The sequence below is a fragment of the Streptomyces camponoticapitis genome (assembly GCF_014646115.1).
In the GTDB taxonomy this organism is placed as follows: Bacteria; Actinomycetota; Actinomycetes; order Streptomycetales; family Streptomycetaceae; genus Streptomyces; species Streptomyces camponoticapitis.
Map to the genome: position 1 here is coordinate 185,327 of NZ_BMMV01000014.1, position 18,477 is coordinate 203,803.

Sequence of the window (18,477 nt, forward strand, 5' to 3'; positions counted from 1 at the left end):
GTCCACGGCGAACGGGTGTGCCCCGGCGGGCAGACGCCCGGCCGGGGCACACCATCAGGCTCTTTCCTGGTCTTCGCCGTCAGCCGCGGCCGTCAGGCCGTCAGTCCTTGTTGAAGTCGGCGGCGGCCAGCAGACCCGTGTCGGGGTTGTCGGTGAAGATGCCGTCGATGCCCTGCTCGAAGTAGACCTTGAAGGCCCCGAAGGCGTCGCCGTACGCGTTCGGGTCCGTACCGACCCGGAAGTCGGCCGGCAGGAAGCTGTTCTCGTTGCGCATCGTGTACGGGTGCAGGATCAGGTCCTTGGCGTGCGCGTCACGCACCAGGGTGGTCGGCTCGCCCAGCTTGCCGTCCTTGTCCTTCGGGATGATCAGGTCCAGCCACGGGCCGATGCCCTGCGCGAACGACGCGATCCACTTCAGCCCCTCGGGCGTGATGAGGTCGGCCACGAAGCGCGGGTCGCCCGCCTGCTTGAGGTCCCACGGCTGGGTGTCCGCGGCGTCGAAGAGCACGACGCGCGGGGTCGAGACCAGCTTGGCCATGCGCTGCATGCTGGTGGGCTCGAAGGACTGGAGGAAGAGAGGGGAGTCGCGGCGGTCCCTGCCGTACCGGCGAAGCAGCTTCGCGAGCCGCTCCTCCAGGCCGAGGCCGATACCCCGGAAGTAGGTGGGGTGCTTCGTCTCGACGTACAGCCACACCGGCTCGCCCCGGCGCCGGCCCTCCTCGTCGGCCCACCGCAGCACCTCCTCGAAGGTGGGGATCTCCCAGCGGCCGTTGTAGAGCGTGCCGTTGCGACGCTGCTGCGGGATGCGCTCCTTGGCGCGCAGCGTCTTCAGCTCGGCGAGCGTGAAGTCCTCGGTGAACCAGCCGGTGAGGCTGACCCCGTCGACGCTCTTGGTCGTCCTGCGCCCGGCGAACTCCGGGTGGTCGGCGACGTCGGTGGTCCCCGTGATGTCGTTCTCGTGACGGCAGACCAGATGACCGTCCTTGGTGGGCACGAGGTCCTGCTCGATCACGTGCGCGCCGAGGTCGAGCGCGAGCTGGTACGAACCGAGGGTGTGCTCGGGCCGGTAGCCGCTGGCGCCGCGGTGTCCGACGATCGTCGGCACGGGCAGTCTCCTCCGCGGCGGGCGGTGCCCGCCGTGTCCGCCGGCCTGCGCGGCCTGCGCGGTGCCGGCCGTACCGGCGGAGAGACCGAGTGCGGCCGAGCCGAGCACCGCCGCTCCGAGCACGGTCCTACGACCCGGGATGTTCTGCGCACCCTGTGTCATGAACGCTCCTTCATGTGATGTCCATGTGCTGTCCCGCACCTGTCAAGCAAGGGCTTGATCGTAGGGAGTCGGACCCTACGGCGGGCAGACCGCGTGCGAACACACCGGAAACTCGTGTCAACACCGCGCGTCCGGTCGACAAGCCCGATGTGCGCGGGGGCCGACCCGCGAGTATCGTCCTCACCTGCGACGAGTTAGTCGGCTCGATACGACCGCTCACCAACCGGAGGACCCCGTTGTCCCGCTTTGCGCTCGTCAAGGCAGTGCTCGGACCGATCTTGCGTCTGATGTTCCGGCCTCGGGTGGAGGGCGCCGAGAACATCCCGGGGACCGGTCCGGTGATCCTCGCCGGCAATCATCTGACCTTCATCGACTCGATGATCCTGCCGCTCGTCTGCGGCAGCCGTCAGGTCTTCTTCATCGGCAAGGACGAGTACGTCACCGGCAAGGGGATCAAGGGCCGGCTGATGGCCTGGTTCTTCACCGGCTGCGGCATGATCCCGGTGGACCGTGACGGCGGGCACGGCGGTGTCGCGGCGCTGATGACCGGCCGCCGGGTGCTGGAGGACGGTCATATGTTCGGCATCTATCCGGAGGGCACGCGCTCCCCCGACGGGCGGCTCTACCGGGGCCGTACGGGTATCGCGCGGCTCACCCTGATGACCGGCGCGCCGGTCGTTCCCTTCGCGATGATCGGCACCGACAAGATCCAGCCGAACGGGGCGGGCATGCCGAGGCCGAGCAAGGTGACGGTCCGCTTCGGCGCGCCGATGGAGTTCTCGCGGTACGACGGGATGGACCGCGACCGCTATGTGCTGCGCGCGGTGACCGACTCCGTGATGACGGAGGTCATGCGGCTCGGCGGGCAGGAGTACGTGGACATGTACGCCACCAAGGCGAAGGCCGCCTGACCCGCGCGACCTGACCGGCCGGAACTGACCGGCCGGAACCGACCCGCCGGAACTGACCCGCCGTCCGGCCCGTTCAGCCGGACGGTCGTTCGTCGGGCGGGCCGTCCTCCGGCGGTGAGCCTCCCGGCTCCGGCTGCCCCCCGCTCGTCTCCCCCGCGGCCGGCAGCCACAGCACGAAGGTGCTGCCCACTCCCTTGCGGGAGGTCAGCCTGACCTGTCCGGCGTGCGATTCGACTATCTGCCGGACGATCGCGAGGCCGAGGCCCGCGTGTCTGTCGCGGCCCGTGCCGCCACCGCTGCCCGCCCGCCAGAAACGGTCGAAGACCCGGCCCTGGTCGTCGTCGTCGATGCCGGGACCGGAGTCCCGCACCGAGACCCACAGCCAGCTGTCGCGCCGCCCGGTCGAGACCACGACCCGTGTACCGGCCGGGGAGAGCCGTACCGCGTTGGAGAGCAGATTGCCGACGGCCCTGCGCAGTGCGTCGTGGTCCCCGATCGTGGTGTCGCCCCGGGTCAGCCTCCGGTCGAAGACGAGCCCCCGTTCGGCGGCCAGGACCGCGAACTCCTCGCATGCCTCGTCGGCGACCACCGCGAGGTCGACGTCCGTGTCCGCGAGCGCCGGTGCGCTGCGGCGGGCGGTGGCCAGCAGGTCCTCGACCAGGCGGGTCATCCGGGTCGTCGCCCGGTCGACGATCCTGACCGCCTCGCGCCGTTCCTGTTCGTCGGACTCCTCGGAGGTCAGCACGGCGTCGAGATTGGCCCGGATGATGGTGAGCGGGCTGCGCAGTTCGTGCGAGGCGTCGTCGATGAGCTGGCGCTGGGCGCGGAAGCCGTCGTCCAGCCGGTCGAGCATGGAGTCCACGGTGTCGCCGAGCTCGCGCAGTTCGTCGCGCGGACCGGTGAGCCGGATGCGCTGGGAGAGGTCGGTGGCCTGGATCTCGGCCGCCGTACGGGAGATGGCCCGGACGGGGCGCAGGGCGCGGCCGGAGAGCACCCAGCCGATGCCGAAGCTGGCGACGGCGATGCCGCCGAGCAGGAAGAAGGAGAAGCGGCGCAGGTTGCGCAGTGTCTGGTAGTTGACCGCGGCTTCCACGTCGCGGACCTTCACGACGTCGAAGTCGCCCACGTACTCGCCGCCGACGTACTTCTCCGCCGTGTACTCGTTGGTGACGGGGTGCGCGTCCCCGCTCTTCTCCACCACGACGTAGACGCCGCCGAGCACCAGAGCCGTGAGCACGAAGAGCAGGGCGGAGTACATCACGGTGAGCCGGAAACGGACGGTGTGGACGAAGGCGGGCAGCGGGACACGGGCCGGCGCTCCGCCGGCCCTTCCGACGCGCCGGAAGCCCCGGGTCATGGGGTGTCCATGAGCCGGTAGCCCTGGCGTATGACGGTCTCGATGAGCGGCGTGTCCTCGCCGGTGACCTTTCGGCGCAGCGAACCGACCGTGACCCGCACGGTGTTGGTGAACGGGTCGGCGTGTTCGTCCCAGACGTGTTCCAGCAGCTCCTCGGCGGGGACCACCCGGCCGGGACGGGTCATCAGATAGTGCAGGACGCCGAACTCCTTGGACGTCAGCCGGAGCGGGCGCTCGCCCCGGAAAGCCTCGAACCGGGCGGTGTCCAGGCGCAGTTCGCCCACCGTGACGACCGACGTACCGCTGTCCTCACGGCGCAGCAGGGCCCTGATGCGGGCCAGCAGCTCGGGCAGGGCGAAGGGTTTGACCAGATAGTCGTCCGCGCCCTCGTCCAGGCCGCGTACCCGGTCGGCGAGACGGTCGCGTGCGGTGAGCATCAGGATGCGGGGGCCGCCGGGTGCGGCCCTGATGGCGCGGCAGACGGAGAAGCCGTCGCCGTCGGGGAGCATCAGGTCGAGCAGGACGAGGTCGTAGTCGTTGACGGACAGCTTCTCCAGTGCGGAGTCGACGTCGCCGGCCCAGTCGACCGCGTAACCGGCGCGGACGAGACCGACCCGGAGCGCGGCGACCAGGTCGGCCTCGTCCTCGACCGCGAGGATTCTCATGACGCGAACCTAACCTCCGTAGGTGGGCCCGGTACGTCTGGCACGGCACCTCGCCGCGTCGTCGGACTCGTCCAAGTCCGCCCGGTACGAGGACGATCCCCCGCCTCGCGACGCACCGCACCACGTGACATCAGCCGCTCGGGGGCGGGCGCTCCCTGATCCGGCCTGATCGACAGGACAGCCTCAGTCACCGTCGATGATGGACTCGGCCGCCCGGAGCGCCTCGTCCACCGGGATCGCGAAGCCGATGCCGATGGAGCCGCCCCCGCCGCCGCGGTCGAGGGTGGCGATGGCGGTGTTGATGCCGATCACCCGGCCCCGGTCGTCCACCAGTGGGCCGCCCGAGTTGCCCGGGTTGATCGAAGCGTCGGTCTGGAGAGCGGTCCGGCCGCCGCCTCCGCCGCCGAGACTGACCTCGCGGTCGAGCGCGCTGACGATCCCGGCGGTGACCGTGCCCGACAGACCGAGCGGGGAGCCGATGGCCAGGACCGCGTCCCCCACGGCCGGCCCGGGCCCGGTCGCGACCTGGGCGGGCCGCAGACCGCCGGTCGTCTCCGTCTGGAGGACGGCGATGTCGTGCGCGGGGTCCCGGCCGAGGACGTCGGCGGAGAGTCTGCGGCCGTCGTCGAGGACCACGGAGACCTCCGAACTGCCCGCGACCACATGGGCGTTGGTGAGTATGCGGCCCTGTGTGTCGAGTACGAAGCCGGACCCGCCGGAGCCGCCCGCGCCGACCGACACGACGCTGGGCAGGACGCGGGCGGCGACCCCTTCGAGCCCCGCGGGCGCGCCGCCCGCGGCCTCGGCGGCGGGCGGCGGGCCGGTGCCGTCGCCGGAGGCGCCGCTCGCGTAGCCCGCGACGGCCCCGGCGGCGCTCCCGGTGAGGAGCGCGGCCAGGACGGCGGCGAGGACGGGGCGGGGGCGGGCGGGGGCTCGTGGAGTGGGCGGGGTGCCGGGGGTGGCGTACGGCGCGGGCGTGTCGGCGTACGGCGACGGGCCCCCGGGCGGCCGTGGGAGCGGCGGTCGCCCGGGGACGAAGGAGGGGCCGCGTGGTTCGCCCAGCCCGTGAACTCGGTTGTCGGACATGGTCGTTCCCTTCCTAGGGAAGCCGGGAGAACCAGAGCAGTGACGTGGCGGCGGTCGCGAGGGCGGTGAGCAGTCCCGCGGCGACGAACCACTGCCAGATCTCGCGCTCCTCGGTGCGGTGTCCGACGGAGCTGCCGATGGACTCGTAGACCTGCTGGAGTTCCTCTCCGGACGCGGCCTCGTGGTAGTCGCCCCCGGTGTCGGCGGCGAGCGCTTCCAGGGCGGGGCCGTCCGCGGGGACCTCCAGCGTGGTGCCGTTGGGGAGTTCGACGATGCCCTCCTCCGTGCCGTACGCGATGGTCGACACGGGGATGGCGTCACCGGCCACCTCCCGCGCGGCCTCGGCGACCGAGCGGCCCGCGGTGTTGGTGCCGTCGGAGAGGAGCACGATGTGGGCCGGCGGCGGGTCCTGCTCCGCCCGCTCGTCCAGGTCCCTGACCGCGTCACGCGCCGCGACGACGGCCTCCCCGATCGCCGTGCCCTCGCCGGTGGTCAGTCCGCCGATGGCGGAGCGCAGCACTTCGCGGTCGGTCGTCGGAGGTACGGCGACGGTGGCGGAGCCGCTGAAGGGGACGAGGCCGGCGTTGAAGCGTGCGGGGAGCCGGTCGACGAAGTCGAGCGCGGCGCGCTGTGCGGCGGTGAAGCGGCTGGGGCTGACGTCGGTGGCTTCCATGGAGGCGGAGACGTCGAACGCGACGACGACGGTGGCCCGTTCGCGCGGCACCTGTACCTCGGTGGTGGGCCGGGCGAAGCCGACGACGAGCAGGGCCAGGGTGGCGCAGAAGGCCGCGGCGGGGATGTGCCTGCGGCGCCCCGGCCGCTCGGGCGCGATCTTGTCCAGCAGGTCGAGGTTGGTGAAGCGCACGGCGTAGCGTCCGCGTCTGCGCTGTACGACGGCGTAGAGGGCGACCAGCCCCGCGAGGGGGACGAGCAGGAGCAGCCAGGCGGGCGAGAGCAGCGTCATGTGCCGGCGCTCCCGCCCGGGTCTCCGGCCGCGCCGCCACCCTCGCCGCGTCCGCCCGAACCGCCGCCGGCCGCACCGCCGCCGGCCATCGCGCCGCCGGTCGCGCGGCGTTGGGCCTCGACGTGGCGGACGACGTCCCTGACCCAGTCGCGGTCGGTGCGCAGCCGCAGATGCGCGGCGCCCGAGCGGCGGATCGACCGGCTGATCAGGGCGCGCTGTTCCCGGGCGGCCTCGGCGTAGCGCGCCCGCAACTTCCGTGAGTGGGTGGGTACTTCACGGCTTCTCCCGGTCTCGGGGTCGACGAGTGTCAGCATGCCGACATCGGGCAGCTCCATTTCGCGCGGGTCGACGATCTCCACGGCGAGCACCTGGTGGCGGTGGGCGAGCACGCGGAGCGGGCGTTCCCAGCCGGTCTCCAGGAAGTCGGAGACGACGGCGACCAGGCCGCGCGGCGGCTGGAGGGTGTGCAGGGCGCGCAGCGCCGTGTCGAGGGTGTGCCCGTGGAGCCGCTCCGGCACGGCGGGCTCGCGCGGGCGCTCCAGGACGGCTCGCAGGAGGACGAGCAGCTGGCCGCGTCCGCCGCGTGGCGGGATGCGCCGGATGCCGCCGGGGCCGGTGATCTGGGCGCCGATGCGGTTGCCGGTGCGTTCGGTGAGGAAGGCGACGGCCGCGGCGGCGCCGACGGCGAGGTCGCGCTTCTCCATCCGTGCGGTGCCGAAGTCCATGCTGGCGGTGGCGTCGAGCACGATCCAGGTGGTGAGTTCGCGGTCGGCGAGGGTGCGGCGGACATGGGGACGGGTCGTGCGGGCGGTGGCGTTCCAGTCCATCCGGCGGACGTCGTCGACGCCCGGCTCGTACAGGCGGGTCTCGGCGGGTTCGCTGCCGGGGCCGCCGTGCCGGCCGGGGTGGTCGCCCTGGAGGAGTCCGTCGGGGCGCCGGGTGAAGAGGAGTTCGAGATGGCGCAGGGCCTGTTCGGGGGTGAGTTCGCGGAGTGTGGGACCGGTCATGCCGCGTCCTCGCGGTGCTCGGTCCAGGGCGGCCCGGCCGGACCGGGTCCGTCGGCGGCCGGCGCTCCCGCCCCGGGGTCCTGGCGCGGGGTGATCCGGGGCTGGTCGACGGCCGTGAGGACCTCGTCGACGATCTCCGCGGCCGTCACACCGTCGGCGAGCCCGTCGAAGGAGAGCACCAGGCGGTGCGCGACGACCTCGTGGGCAAGGTCCCGCACGTCCTGCGGCAGGACGTAGCGCCGGCCGCGCAGCAGGGCGGTGGCGCGGGCCGCCGCGACGAGTCCGAGCGTGGCGCGCGGGCCCGCGCCGTGCGCCAACCGGCCGTCGGCGTGGGCGCGTTCACGGGTGGCGCAGACGAGCCGTACCGCGTACTCGGCCACGGCGTGGTGGACGAAGACGTTGTCGGCGGCCCGCTGGAGGCCGATGACCAGGTCGGGGGTGAGGACGAGCCGGGGCTTCGGCGGGTCGACGCTCATCCGGTAGAGGATCGCGAGTTCCTCGGCCTCGGAGGGGGCGGCGACGTCGACCTTGAGCAGGAAGCGGTCGCGCTGTGCCTCGGGGAGTTGGTACACGCCCTCGGACTCGATGGGGTTCTGGGTGGCGAGTACGAGGAAGGGCCGGGGCACCTCGATGGTCGTGCCGCCGATGGAGACCTGGTGTTCGGCCATGACTTCGAGGAGGGCGGACTGGACCTTGGCGGGGGCGCGGTTGATCTCGTCGGCGAGGACGAAGTTGGCGACGACGGGGCCGGGTTCGACGGTGAACGTCTCGCTGGACTGCCGGTAGATCCGGGTGCCGGTGATGTCGGAGGGAACCAGGTCGGGGGTGAACTGGAGCCGGGTGAACTCCCCTCCCACCACGTGCGCCAGGGTCTTGGCCGCGAGCGTCTTGGCGACGCCGGGCACGCCTTGGAGCAGGCAGTGCCCCCGGGCCAGTACGGCGGTGAACATCCGCTCCACCATGCGGTCCTGGCCGACGATGACCCGCTTGACCTCGAACAGCGCCTCTTCGAGCAGCTTCTCCTCGACGGTGTGGGCGTCGGTCACAGCGCGTCCGCGGGATTCGCCGTGTCCGCCGCCCCGGCGGGCGACGGCGGAGCCTGCTTCTCCGGGCAGTCGTCCTTGTCCGCGACGGCGGCGCCGGGGGCTTCCTCGTCGACGACGAGACGCACCTCGTCGGGCGGCGTGCCGCCGCCGTCGGCGAGAGCGGCGCCGCCGACGGCGGTGATCCCCGCCGCGGCCAGAACAGTGATCGCGGCGAGGGCGGTGCTGCGCGTACGACGTGTCATGGTCTGTCGCTCCTTCGGGCTGGGACGAGCCGGTGTCGGGGCACAGACCATCAGGCGAAGGCGAAAACGGACCTAAAGCGAGGGATGCTCGCCGGTCAGGGGTTCGGTGTCGGCCGGGGGCTCGATGTGGTCCGCCAGCTTCTGCCCGCGCAGCAGGAACCATGCCGCCACCGATGTCGCGAGCAGGACGGCCGCACCGGCGCCCGCCGCGATGCTCAGGCCGTGGACGAACGCCTCCCGGGCCGCCGCGACCAGTTCCGCCGCCTGGTGGGCGGGGACACCGCGCGCCGCCTCGACCGCGCCGCCCAGGGACTCGTGCGCGGCGGCCGCCGTCCCGGCCGGTACGCCCTCCGGGGTGAGGAAGCCCCGGTAGAAGCCTGTGACGATCGAGCCGAGGAGCGCGATGCCGAGCGCGGCGCCCAGTTCGTACGCCGTCTCCGACACCGCCGACGCCGCGCCCGCCTGTTCCTTGGGGACACCGGCGAGGATCACGTCGGCCGTCACCGTGAAGGAGAATCCCGCGCCGACGCCGACCACGAGCAGCACGGCGCCGAGCATCGGGTAGCCGGTGTTGACGGTCAGTCCGACGAGTGCGGCGGTAGCGAGCCCCACACCGGCGAGGCCGCCGGCCACCACGAACCGTACGGAGAACCGCCGGGCGGCCCGTCCCGCCAGCAGACCCGCCGTCACCGCGCCCACGGCGGCGGGCAGTTCGGCGACGCCCGCCTCCAACGGTCCTCGCCCCTGGACGAGTTGCAGATACTGCGAGAGGAAGAAGATCAGCCCGGACAGACCGAAGATGGTCAGCAGGTCGGCCAGTACGGCTCCGGAGAAGCCGCGGTTCCTGAACAGCCGCACGTCGAGGAGCGGGTGACGGATCCTCAGCTGTCTGCGGACGAAGCTGACGAGCGCGCCACGACGCCGGTCACGGCAGCCGCGGCGATGTCCCAGCGCAGCCCGTACGCCGCCGCTTCCTTGATGGCGTACACGACACCGACGATCCCGACGAGGGACAGCACCACGCTCGCCGGGTCCCAGGGGCCCGGCGCGGGGTTCCTCGACTCCGGGAGCAGTCTCACGCCGACGAGGACGAGGACCGCCATGACGGGCAGGTTGATCAGGAAGACCGAGCCCCACCAGAAGTGCTCCAGCAGGAATCCGCCGACGACCGGGCCCACGGCCGCGCCCGCCGACGCCGCGGCGCCCCAGATCCCGATGGCGACGCTGCGCTCCCTGGGGTCGTGGAAGATGTTGCGGATCAGGGCGAGCGTGGCCGGCATCAGCGTCGCACCGGCGACACCCAGCAGCGCCCGAGCGGCGATCATCATCTCCGGGCTGGTCGCGTAGGCGTTGAGTACGGAGACGGCGCCGAACGCCACCGCGCCTGTCAGCAGCAGCTTCTTGCGCCCGATCCGGTCGCCCAGGCTGCCCATGGTGACGAGCAGGCCGGCGATGACGAACGAGTAGATGTCGCCGATCCAGAGCAGTTGGGTGCCGGACGGCTTGAGGTCCTCGCTCAGGAACGGTGTGGCCAGGCCGAGCACCGTGGCGTCGACCGCCACCAGGAGCACGGCCAGGACGAGTACGGACAGGGCGAGCCAGCGCCCCGGGCGGTGCGTCGCGTCCGGCGCCCTCGCCGCCCGGTCGGTGCCGGCCATCACTCCACGCTCCGTCGTGCTCCGCCGAGCAGCAGCTCGGCGATCATGTACTGGAAGTCCTTCGCGGCGACCCGCCCGTCCTGGACCGCCCACGCGGCGGTGCCGACGAGCCCGTAGAACGCCTCGGTGAGCCAGGCGGGAGGCAGGTCGATCCGGAACTCGCCCCCTTCCTGTCCGCGCCGGAAGAGCGCGGAGACCCGGGCGTCGAGCCGGTCCCAGCCCTCGTTCACCTCGCCCTCGAAGAGCTGGTTCTCGGTGACGAGGAAGGCCAGGAGCCCGGCCGCCGGCTCGACCTCGGCGACGAGCCTGCGGAGGGCGTCGCTCGCGGGTCCCTCGTCCGTCCGTGCCGCGTCGAGCGCCGCCTCGAACTCCCGGATGCCCAGCTCCTCCAGCGCCTTGACCAGGGCGTCACGCCCCGCGAAGTGCCGGTGCAGGGTGGCCCGGCCGATGCCTGAGGCCCGTGCGACCTCGTCCATGGTGGCGGTGGGCTTGCGGGTGAGGAGGGCGGCGGCGGTGCGCAGAACCTGGTCACGATCGACTGTCATGAGACAACCATAACCCAAATGAGACACTGACGTCTCACTCCTTGCGGGCCACTGTCAAGTGGGACCCGGCCACGGGATATCTTGATGTCGAGCAATGTTGCAGACGTGGAGCGGAGCACCCGGTGACAGACTCGACCATCATTTACACGCACACCGACGAGGCCCCGGCCTTGGCCACCTACTCATTCCTGCCTGTGGTCGAGGCCTATGCCTCGACGGCCGGGGTCACGGTGGAGCGCCGTGACATCTCCCTGGCGGGGCGGATCATCGCCGGTTTCGCCGACCGTCTCGAACCGGGGCAGCGGATCGACGACGCACTCGCCGAGCTCGGCGCCCTGGCCAAGACCCCCGCGGCCAACATCATCAAGCTGCCGAACATCTCGGCCTCGATCCCGCAGCTGAAGGCGGCGATCGCCGAGCTCCAGCAGCAGGGCTACGCGCTCCCGGACTACCCGGACGACCCGAAGTCCGACGAGGACAAGGACGTACGGGCCCGCTACGACAAGGTCAAGGGCAGCGCCGTGAACCCGGTGCTGCGCGAGGGCAACTCGGACCGCCGCGCCCCCGCCTCGGTGAAGAACTACGCCAAGGCGCACCCCCACCGGATGGGCGCCTGGACGGCCGAGTCGAAGACGAACGTCGCGCACATGGACGCCGACGACTTCCGCTCCACCGAGAAGTCCGCCGTGATCACCGAGGACGGCGCGCTGCGGATCGAGCTGGTGGGCGACGACGGCAACACCACCGTCCTGCGTGAGTCGGTGCCCGTGCTGGCCGGTGAGGTCGTGGACGTGTCGGCGATGCGCGTCGCGGCGCTGCGTGAGTTCCTGACGGCGCAGATCGCCCGCGCCAAGGCCGAGGACGTGCTCTTCTCGGTGCACCTGAAGGCCACGATGATGAAGGTCTCCGACCCGATCATCTTCGGTCACACAGTGCGCGCCTTCTTCCCCAGGACATTCGCCGAGCACGGTCACGCGCTCGCCGAGGCGGGTCTGAGCCCGAACGACGGTCTCGGCGGCATCCTCAAGGGTCTGGAGTCGCTGCCCGGCGGCTCGAAGATCGCCGAGTCCTTCGCCGCGGAGCTGGCCGAGGGCCCGGCGCTCGCGATGGTCGACTCCGACAAGGGCATCACCAATCTGCACGTGCCGAGCGATGTCATCGTCGACGCCTCGATGCCGGCCATGATCCGCACCTCCGGCCATATGTGGGGCCCGGACGGCGCCGAGGCCGACACGCTCGCCGTCATCCCGGACAGTAGCTACGCGGGCATCTACCAGGTCGTCATCGACGACTGCCGCGCCAACGGCGCCTACGACCCGTCGACCATGGGCTCGGTGCCCAACGTCGGTCTGATGGCACAGGCGGCCGAGGAGTACGGCAGCCACGACAAGACCTTCGAGATCCCGGCCACCGGCACGGTGCGCGTCGTGGACGCGGCGGGCAACGCCGTACTGGAGCAGACCGTCAGCGCCGGCGACGTCTTCCGGATGTGCCAGACCAAGGACGTGCCGATCCAGGACTGGGTCAAGCTCGCCGTCAGCCGCGCGCGTGCCACCGGCAACCCGGCCGTGTTCTGGCTGGACGAGGGCCGCGCGCACGACGCCAACCTGATCGCCAAGGTGAGGACGTACCTGCCCGAGCACGACACCGAGGGCCTGCGCATCGAGATCATGAAGCCCGTCGAGGCGATCGCGTTCTCCCTGGAGCGCATCCGGCGCGGCGAGGACACCATCTCGGTCACCGGCAACGTCCTGCGTGACTACCTGACCGACCTCTTCCCGATCCTGGAGCTCGGTACGAGCGCCAAGATGCTCTCGGTCGTGCCGCTCATCAACGGCGGCGGGCTCTTCGAGACGGGCGCGGGCGGCTCCGCGCCGAAGCACGTGCAGCAACTGGTCAAGGAGAACTACCTGCGCTGGGACAGCCTGGGAGAGTTCCTCGCGCTGGCCGTCAGCTTCGAGCACCTCGCGACGAGCACCGGCAACGCGCGCGCCCAGGTGCTGGCCGACACCCTCGACCGCGCCACCGGCTCCTTCCTGAGCGAGAACAAGTCGCCCAGCCGCAAGGTCGGCGGGATCGACAACCGCGGCAGCCACTTCTACCTGGCGCTCTACTGGGCGCAGGAGCTGGCCAAGCAGACCGAGGACGCACAGCTCGCCACCGCGTTCGCGGCTCTCGCCAAGACGCTGGCCGAGCAGGAGCGGACGATCGTGGACGAACTGCTCGCCGTGCAGGGGTCGCCCGCGGACATCGGCGGCTACTACCAGCCGGACCCGGCCAAGGCCGAGGCCGTGATGCGGCCGTCGAAGACGTTCAACCAGGCGATCTCGACGCTGGGCTGATCCGGCTCGCGCATGAAGGCGCCGGGCGGCCGCGCACGCGGCCGCCCGGCGTTCTCGTTCCGGCTACTTCTTGGCCGTCGCCCACGCGTGCTGGAGCGCCAGGTCGGTCTTCACCTCGGCGAGCTGGACCGCGACCGCCGAAGGCGCCGTACCGCCGCGCCCGTCCCGCGACGCCAGCGCGCCGGAGACGTTGAGGACCGTACGGACCTCCGGGGTCAGATGCTCCGAGATCCCGGCGAACTGCTCGTCTGTCAGCTCGTCCAGTTCGATCCCCTGCCGCTCGCACACCTTGACGCACTCACCCGCGACCTCGTGCGCGACCCGGAACGGCACGCCCTGCCGGACCAGCCACTCGGCGATGTCGGTGGCGAGCGAGAACCCGGCCGGGGCCAGCTCCGCCATCCGCTCCCGGTTGACCGTGAGCGTCGCCATCATCCCGGTGAACGCCGGGAGCAGGACCTCCAGTTGGTCGCAGGAGTCGAAGACCGGCTCCTTGTCCTCCTGGAGATCGCGGTTGTACGCGAGCGGCAGCGCCTTCAGCGTGGCCATCAGCCCGGTCAGATTGCCGATGAGCCGGCCGGACTTGCCGCGCGCCAGCTCGGCGATGTCCGGGTTCTTCTTCTGCGGCATGATCGACGAGCCGGTGGAGAACGCGTCGTGCAGGGTGAGATACGAGAACTCCTTCGTGTTCCAGATGATGACCTCTTCGGCGATCCGGGAGAGATTCACACCGATCATCGCCGTGATGAAGGCGAACTCGGCGACGAAGTCCCGCGAGGCGGTCCCGTCGATCGAGTTGGCGGCCGAGCCGTGCTCGAAGCCGAGATCCGCCGCGACCGCCTCCGGGTCGAGCCCCAGCGACGACCCGGCGAGCGCGCCGGAGCCGTACGGGGAGACCGCCGTCCGCTCGTCCCACTGCCGCAGCCGCTCCGCGTCCCGCGACAGGGACTGCACATGCGCCAGCAGATGGTGGGCGAAGAGCACCGGCTGGGCGTGCTGGAGATGCGTACGGCCAGGCATGGCCACGTCCGGATGCGCCTCGGCGAGGCCCACGAGCGCGTCCTGGAGCTCGGCGATCAGTCCGCCGATGATCCGGGCGTGATCGCGCAGATACATCTTGAAGAGGGTGGCGACCTGGTCGTTGCGGGACCGGCCGGCGCGCAGCTTGCCGCCGAGGTCCGGGCCGAGCTGTTCGAGGAGACCGCGTTCGAGAGCGGTGTGGACGTCCTCGTCGGCGATGGTCCCGGTGAAGGAGCCGTCGACGACGGCCGCCTCCAGCCGGTCGAGCCCGGCGAGCATCCGGTCCAGCTCCTCCTCGTCGAGGAGGCCGGCCTTGCTGAGCGCGCGCGCGTGGGCGCGGGAGCCCGCGATGTCGTACGGCGCGAGGCGCCAGTCGAAGTGCACGGACGCCGACAGCTTGGCCAGGGCCTCGGCGGGACCGTCGGCGAAACGGCCGCCCCAGAGCCGGACGTCACCGGTGTTGCTGCTCACTGCTCGATTGCTCCTTACGTGCGCCGGCCGGGCTCAGAACGAGCCCGGCCGGCGGTTGAGGACTTTCGGGAAGGGGCGGGACGGGGAGAACGGACTACACCTGGTCCCGCTTGGCCGCGATCTTGGCCGAGAGGCCGAACAGCTCGATGAAGCCCTGCGCCTTGGACTGGTCGAAGGTGTCGCCCGAGTCGTACGTCGCCAGGTTGAAGTCGTACAGCGACTCCTCCGAGCGCCGGCCGGTGACGACGGCCCGGCCGCCGTGCAGGGTCATCCGGATGTCGCCGGTGACGTGCTGGTTGGCCTCGTTGATGAAGCCGTCCAGGGCCCGCTTCAGCGGGGAGAACCACAGGCCGTCGTAGACCATCTCGCCCCAGCGCTGCTCGACCTGCCGCTTGTAGCGGGCCAGCTCGCGCTCGACGGTGACGTTCTCCAGCTCCTGGTGGGCGGTGATCAGCGCGATCGCGCCCGGCGCCTCGTACACCTCACGGGACTTGATGCCCACGAGCCGGTCCTCGACCATGTCGATCCGGCCGATGCCCTGGCCGCCCGCCCGCTCGTTGAGCTGCTGGATCGCCTGGAGGACGGAGACGGGCTTGCCGTCGATGGCGACCGGGACGCCCTCCTTGAAGGAGATGACGACCTCGTCGGCCTCGCGGGGCTCCGCCGGGTTGGAGGTGTACTCGTAGATGTCCTCGATCGGACCGTTCCAGATGTCCTCCAGGAAGCCCGTCTCGACGGCCCGTCCGAAGACGTTCTGGTCGATGGAGTACGGGGACTTCTTGGTGGTCGCGATCGGGAGGTTCTTCTCCTCGCAGAAGGCGATCGCCTTGTCACGGGTCATCGCGTAGTCGCGGACCGGGGCGATGCACTTCAGCTCGGGGGCGAGGGCGACGATGCCGGCCTCGAAACGGACCTGGTCGTTGCCCTTGCCGGTGCAGCCGTGGGCGACGGTGTCGGCGCCGTGCTTCTTGGCGGCGGCCACGAGGTGCTTGACGATCGTCGGCCGGGAGAGCGCCGAAACCAGCGGGTAGCGGTCCATGTAGAGCGCGTTGGCCTTGATCGCCGGGAGGCAGTACTCCTCGGCGAACTCGTCCTTGGCGTCCGCGACCTCGGCCTCGACCGCACCGCAGGCGAGCGCGCGCTTGCGGATGACGTCCAGGTCCTCGCCGCCCTGACCGACATCCACGGCGACGGCGATGACCTCGGCGCCCGTCTCCTCGGCGATCCAGCCGATGGCGACGGAGGTGTCCAGGCCTCCCGAGTAGGCGAGTACGACGCGCTCGGTCACGGGTTTCTCCTTACGGTGCATACGCTGACGGGTATAACTATGCAGTCCTCCGTATGTTTTGTCAACGCGGGCCCCGAGTGCTCCCCGCGTCGCTCTCCGTGACCTCCGCCGCCAGCACCAGGGGGTGGCTGTGCTCCAGGTCCTTGGTGGCGGTGAGCAGGGTGAGGGTGCCGCCGGCTGCCACTTCCCGGAGCCGTTCCAGGGCGCCGGCGGCGGCCGATCCGGCAGCCGCCAGCTCGGCCCGGTAGCGGTCGGCGAACTCCTCGTACTTCCCGGGGTCGTGCCCGTACCACTTCCGCAGCTCGGCCGAGGGAGCCACGTCCTTCAGCCAGTCGTCGAACGCGGCCTCGGTCTTGGCCAGCCCGCGCGGCCAGAGCCGGTCGACGAGCACCCGAGTCCCGTCGTCCGGCCCCGGAGCCTCGTAGACCCGCCGGACACGTACCCCGCGCGTCGTCTTCTTCTTCGTCATCCGTTCCGTCCCGTTCCTCGGCAAACGTCTCGACGCGCGGGATCGCCGGCGCCGACAATAGATGCCATGGGAAAGCACTACGAACGAATCGACGGCCGGATACGCACGTTCATCGAGGAACAGCCCCTCTTCTTCACCGCAACGGCCCCACGCGCCGATGACGGTCACGTCAACGTGTCCCCCAAAGGCCGCTCCGGCAGCCTCGTCGTACTGGACGAGTCGACGCTCGCCTATCTCGACTTCGGCGGCAGCGGCGCCGAGACCATCGCCCATCTGCGCGAGAACGGCCGCATCACCCTGATGTGGTGCGCGTTCGACGGGCCGCCGAAGATCCTGCGGGTGCACGGGCGCGGGGAACCGGTCTTCCGGGACGATCCGCGCTGGGCGGAGTACATCGGGCGGTTCGCGGCCGCGGACGGGCCGAGCGCGCGGGCGATCATCCTGGTCGGGGCGGTACGGATCAGCGACTCGTGCGGATTCGCCGTCCCCTTCATGGAGTACCGGGAGGAGCGCACCCAGCACGCGGAGCACTTCGGCAGGAAGACGGACGAGGAGTTCGCCGCGTACTGCGAGAAGAAGGAGTACGTGGGCGTGAGCCTGGACGGGCTGCCCGCGCTGCCCCTGCCGCTGCCCGCGCGCACGGACGGGCCCGCGGAGGTCGCGTCGCACCCTTCGGCGTAGCGACCCGTTCGGCTCCGTCCGGGCCGGCGGACGGGGATCCTGAGAGGCCGTCACCCGGCCACCGGCGTACGGTCCGAGCATGCGCACCCTTCTCACGCTCGGGTCGGTCCTGCTCGCCGTCGTCGCCACGGTGGCGGCCGGCCCTGTCACGCCCAGTCCCGTCGCGCCTGGTCGTGCCGCGCCCGCCGACACCTCCGTGCCGCTCCCCGAGCGGATGGCCGACACCGGCGGCGGCAGCCAGCTGATCACCGCCGAGGCGCCGAACACCGGCGCCACCACGGGCCGTGTCACCTGGTGGGACCGGCGCGGGGGCCGCTGGGTGGCGGCGGGGTCGGCGGACGCCCGGTTCGGGGCGGGCGGGCTGGTCGGGGGCACCGAGCGGGTCCAGGGCACCTCGACCACGCCGACGGGGCTGTACGACCTGCCGTACGCCTTCGGCATCCGGCCGGCCCCGGCGGGCACCCGTTTCGCGTACCGCCCGGTGACCGACCGGTCCTGGTGGTGCCAGGACAACGACTCGCGCGCGTACAACCGCTGGGTCGAGGGCCTGCCTGCCGACTGCCGTGCGGCGGAGGCCGAGCATCTGACCGAGTACGGCGCCCAGTACGCCCACGCACTGGTGATCGGCTTCAACTACGACCGGCCCGTGCGCGGCCGGGGCGCCGCGATCTTCCTGCACGTCAACGGCAAGGGCGCGACGGCCGGTTGTGTCTCCGTACCGGCCGGTGCGATGCGCCGCATCCTGGCGTGGGCCGACCCCGCGCGCTCACCTCACATCGCGGTGGGCACGGCGTCGGGTCGTACGGCGATCACCAACTACTGATCCGCCCGCAGAGCCGCCGGCGCGCGCTCAGCCGTCCTTCTGGGCCAGCCGCAGCAGATGGTCCGCGAGCGCCTGCCCGCCCGCCGGGTCGCGGCTGATCAGCAGCAGCGTGTCGTCACCGGCGATGGTGCCGAGGATGGGCCGGAGCTCGGCCTGGTCGATGGCCGAGGCGAGGAACTGGGCGGCGCCCGGCGGCGTACGGAGCACCACGAGGTTGGCGGAGGCCTCGGCGGAGATGAGCAGTTCGCCGGAGAGCCGCCGCATCCGCTCCTCCTTCGCCGACTCGCCGAGCGGGGCGTGCGGGGTGCGGTAGCCGCCCTCGCTGGGGACCGCGTAGATCAGCTCACCACCGGTGTTGCGGATCTTCACGGCGCCCAGCTCGTCCAGGTCGCGCGAGAGCGTCGCCTGGGTGACGCTCAGACCGTCGTCGGCGAGGAGCTTGGCGAGCTGGCTCTGGCTGCGGACCGGCTGCCGGTTGAGGATGTCCACGATCCGGCGGTGGCGCGCGGTGCGGGTCTGCGGGACGGACGGTCCGATGTGCTGATCGGCCGCCTCGGCGCCGCCGTTGGTGCCGCCCGAGCCGTCCCTGTCGGTCCCGTTGTGCTCTGGTGGTGCCTGCGCCTCGGTCATCGTCG

17 protein-coding genes and 1 pseudogene are annotated in these 18,477 nt (G+C 71.5%); 4 read left to right on the forward strand and 14 right to left on the reverse strand.

Translation table 11 applies throughout. The features are described from left to right. Positions 1-100: 100 nt before the first annotated feature. Positions 101-1,267, reverse strand: a complete 1,167-nt coding sequence (locus IEY79_RS22015) for a glycerophosphodiester phosphodiesterase (RefSeq protein ID WP_189109279.1) — start codon at positions 1,265-1,267, stop codon at positions 101-103. A 287-nt stretch (positions 1,268-1,554) separates the two neighbouring features. On the opposite strand from IEY79_RS22015, the gene IEY79_RS22020 reads away from it, so the two are divergent. Beyond that, on the forward strand, positions 1,555-2,178 hold the full coding sequence (locus IEY79_RS22020; RefSeq protein WP_373292592.1) for a lysophospholipid acyltransferase family protein: 624 nt from the start codon (positions 1,555-1,557) through the stop codon (positions 2,176-2,178). A gap of 73 nt (positions 2,179-2,251) precedes the next feature. On the opposite strand, the gene IEY79_RS22025 is transcribed toward IEY79_RS22020, so the two are convergent. From IEY79_RS22025 to IEY79_RS22065, 9 genes and pseudogenes are all read right to left on the reverse strand, one after another. Then, on the reverse strand, positions 2,252-3,535 hold the full coding sequence (locus tag IEY79_RS22025; protein ID WP_189109280.1) for a sensor histidine kinase: 1,284 nt from the start codon (positions 3,533-3,535) through the stop codon (positions 2,252-2,254). Next, positions 3,532-4,200, reverse strand: a complete 669-nt coding sequence (locus tag IEY79_RS22030) for a response regulator transcription factor (protein ID WP_189109281.1) — start codon at positions 4,198-4,200, stop codon at positions 3,532-3,534. The genes IEY79_RS22025 and IEY79_RS22030 overlap by 4 nt, the downstream gene beginning before the upstream one ends. A 183-nt stretch (positions 4,201-4,383) precedes the next feature. Next, a complete protein-coding gene (locus IEY79_RS22035) occupies positions 4,384-5,286 on the reverse strand; it encodes a S1C family serine protease (RefSeq protein WP_189109282.1) in 903 nt (300 codons plus the stop codon). Positions 5,287-5,299: 13 nt separating this feature from the next. Next, a complete protein-coding gene (locus tag IEY79_RS22040) occupies positions 5,300-6,250 on the reverse strand; it encodes a VWA domain-containing protein (protein WP_189109283.1) in 951 nt (316 codons plus the stop codon). Next, the gene (locus IEY79_RS22045; protein ID WP_189109284.1) at positions 6,247-7,257 is read right to left on the reverse strand and encodes a DUF58 domain-containing protein; all 1,011 of its coding nucleotides are present in this window, start codon (positions 7,255-7,257) and stop codon (positions 6,247-6,249) included. The genes IEY79_RS22040 and IEY79_RS22045 overlap by 4 nt, the downstream gene beginning before the upstream one ends. Next, positions 7,254-8,303, reverse strand: a complete 1,050-nt coding sequence (locus IEY79_RS22050; protein ID WP_229701019.1) for an AAA family ATPase — start codon at positions 8,301-8,303, stop codon at positions 7,254-7,256. The genes IEY79_RS22045 and IEY79_RS22050 overlap by 4 nt, the downstream gene beginning before the upstream one ends. Continuing rightward, positions 8,300-8,545 (reverse strand): hypothetical protein, encoded by a 246-nt coding sequence (locus tag IEY79_RS22055; RefSeq protein ID WP_189109285.1) that lies wholly within the window; start codon positions 8,543-8,545, stop codon positions 8,300-8,302. The genes IEY79_RS22050 and IEY79_RS22055 overlap by 4 nt, the downstream gene beginning before the upstream one ends. 72 nt (positions 8,546-8,617) lie before the next feature. Then, positions 8,618-10,203: pseudogene (locus IEY79_RS38430) on the reverse strand (MFS transporter). Then, complete coding sequence (locus IEY79_RS22065; RefSeq protein ID WP_189109286.1) at positions 10,203-10,748, reverse strand: TetR/AcrR family transcriptional regulator; 546 nt, start codon at positions 10,746-10,748, stop codon at positions 10,203-10,205. Before IEY79_RS22065 ends, IEY79_RS38430 begins: the two are co-directional and overlap by 1 nt. Positions 10,749-10,870: 122 nt before the next feature. Here IEY79_RS22065 and IEY79_RS22070 point away from each other — a divergent pair, with 122 nt between their 5' ends. Beyond that, positions 10,871-13,090, forward strand: coding sequence for an NADP-dependent isocitrate dehydrogenase (locus tag IEY79_RS22070; RefSeq protein WP_189109287.1), 2,220 nt, complete (start codon positions 10,871-10,873; stop codon positions 13,088-13,090). Positions 13,091-13,153: 63 nt separating this feature from the next. Here the strand turns inward: IEY79_RS22070 and argH are convergent, their stop codons facing one another. The 3 genes from argH to IEY79_RS22085 form a co-directional block, all read right to left on the reverse strand. Then, positions 13,154-14,581, reverse strand: coding sequence for an argininosuccinate lyase (gene argH / locus IEY79_RS22075; RefSeq protein ID WP_189109288.1), 1,428 nt, complete (start codon positions 14,579-14,581; stop codon positions 13,154-13,156). 94 nt (positions 14,582-14,675) lie between these two features. Next, a complete protein-coding gene (locus IEY79_RS22080) occupies positions 14,676-15,869 on the reverse strand; it encodes an argininosuccinate synthase (protein WP_189109289.1) in 1,194 nt (397 codons plus the stop codon). Between the two features lie 61 nt (positions 15,870-15,930). After that, positions 15,931-16,338, reverse strand: coding sequence for a DUF488 domain-containing protein (locus IEY79_RS22085; RefSeq protein WP_189109290.1), 408 nt, complete (start codon positions 16,336-16,338; stop codon positions 15,931-15,933). Between the two features lie 66 nt (positions 16,339-16,404). Here IEY79_RS22085 and IEY79_RS22090 point away from each other — a divergent pair, with 66 nt between their 5' ends. Then, positions 16,405-17,019 carry a pyridoxamine 5'-phosphate oxidase family protein gene (locus IEY79_RS22090; protein WP_189109291.1) on the forward strand — a complete coding sequence of 205 codons (615 nt, stop codon included), beginning with the start codon at positions 16,405-16,407 and terminating at the stop codon, positions 17,017-17,019. A 79-nt stretch (positions 17,020-17,098) separates the two neighbouring features. After that, positions 17,099-17,842 carry a L,D-transpeptidase family protein gene (locus tag IEY79_RS22095; protein ID WP_189109292.1) on the forward strand — a complete coding sequence of 248 codons (744 nt, stop codon included), beginning with the start codon at positions 17,099-17,101 and terminating at the stop codon, positions 17,840-17,842. A gap of 27 nt (positions 17,843-17,869) precedes the next feature. Here IEY79_RS22095 and IEY79_RS22100 read toward each other — a convergent pair whose 3' ends face one another. Then, positions 17,870-18,472, reverse strand: a complete 603-nt coding sequence (locus IEY79_RS22100; protein ID WP_229701020.1) for an arginine repressor — start codon at positions 18,470-18,472, stop codon at positions 17,870-17,872. Positions 18,473-18,477: the final 5 nt, after the last annotated feature.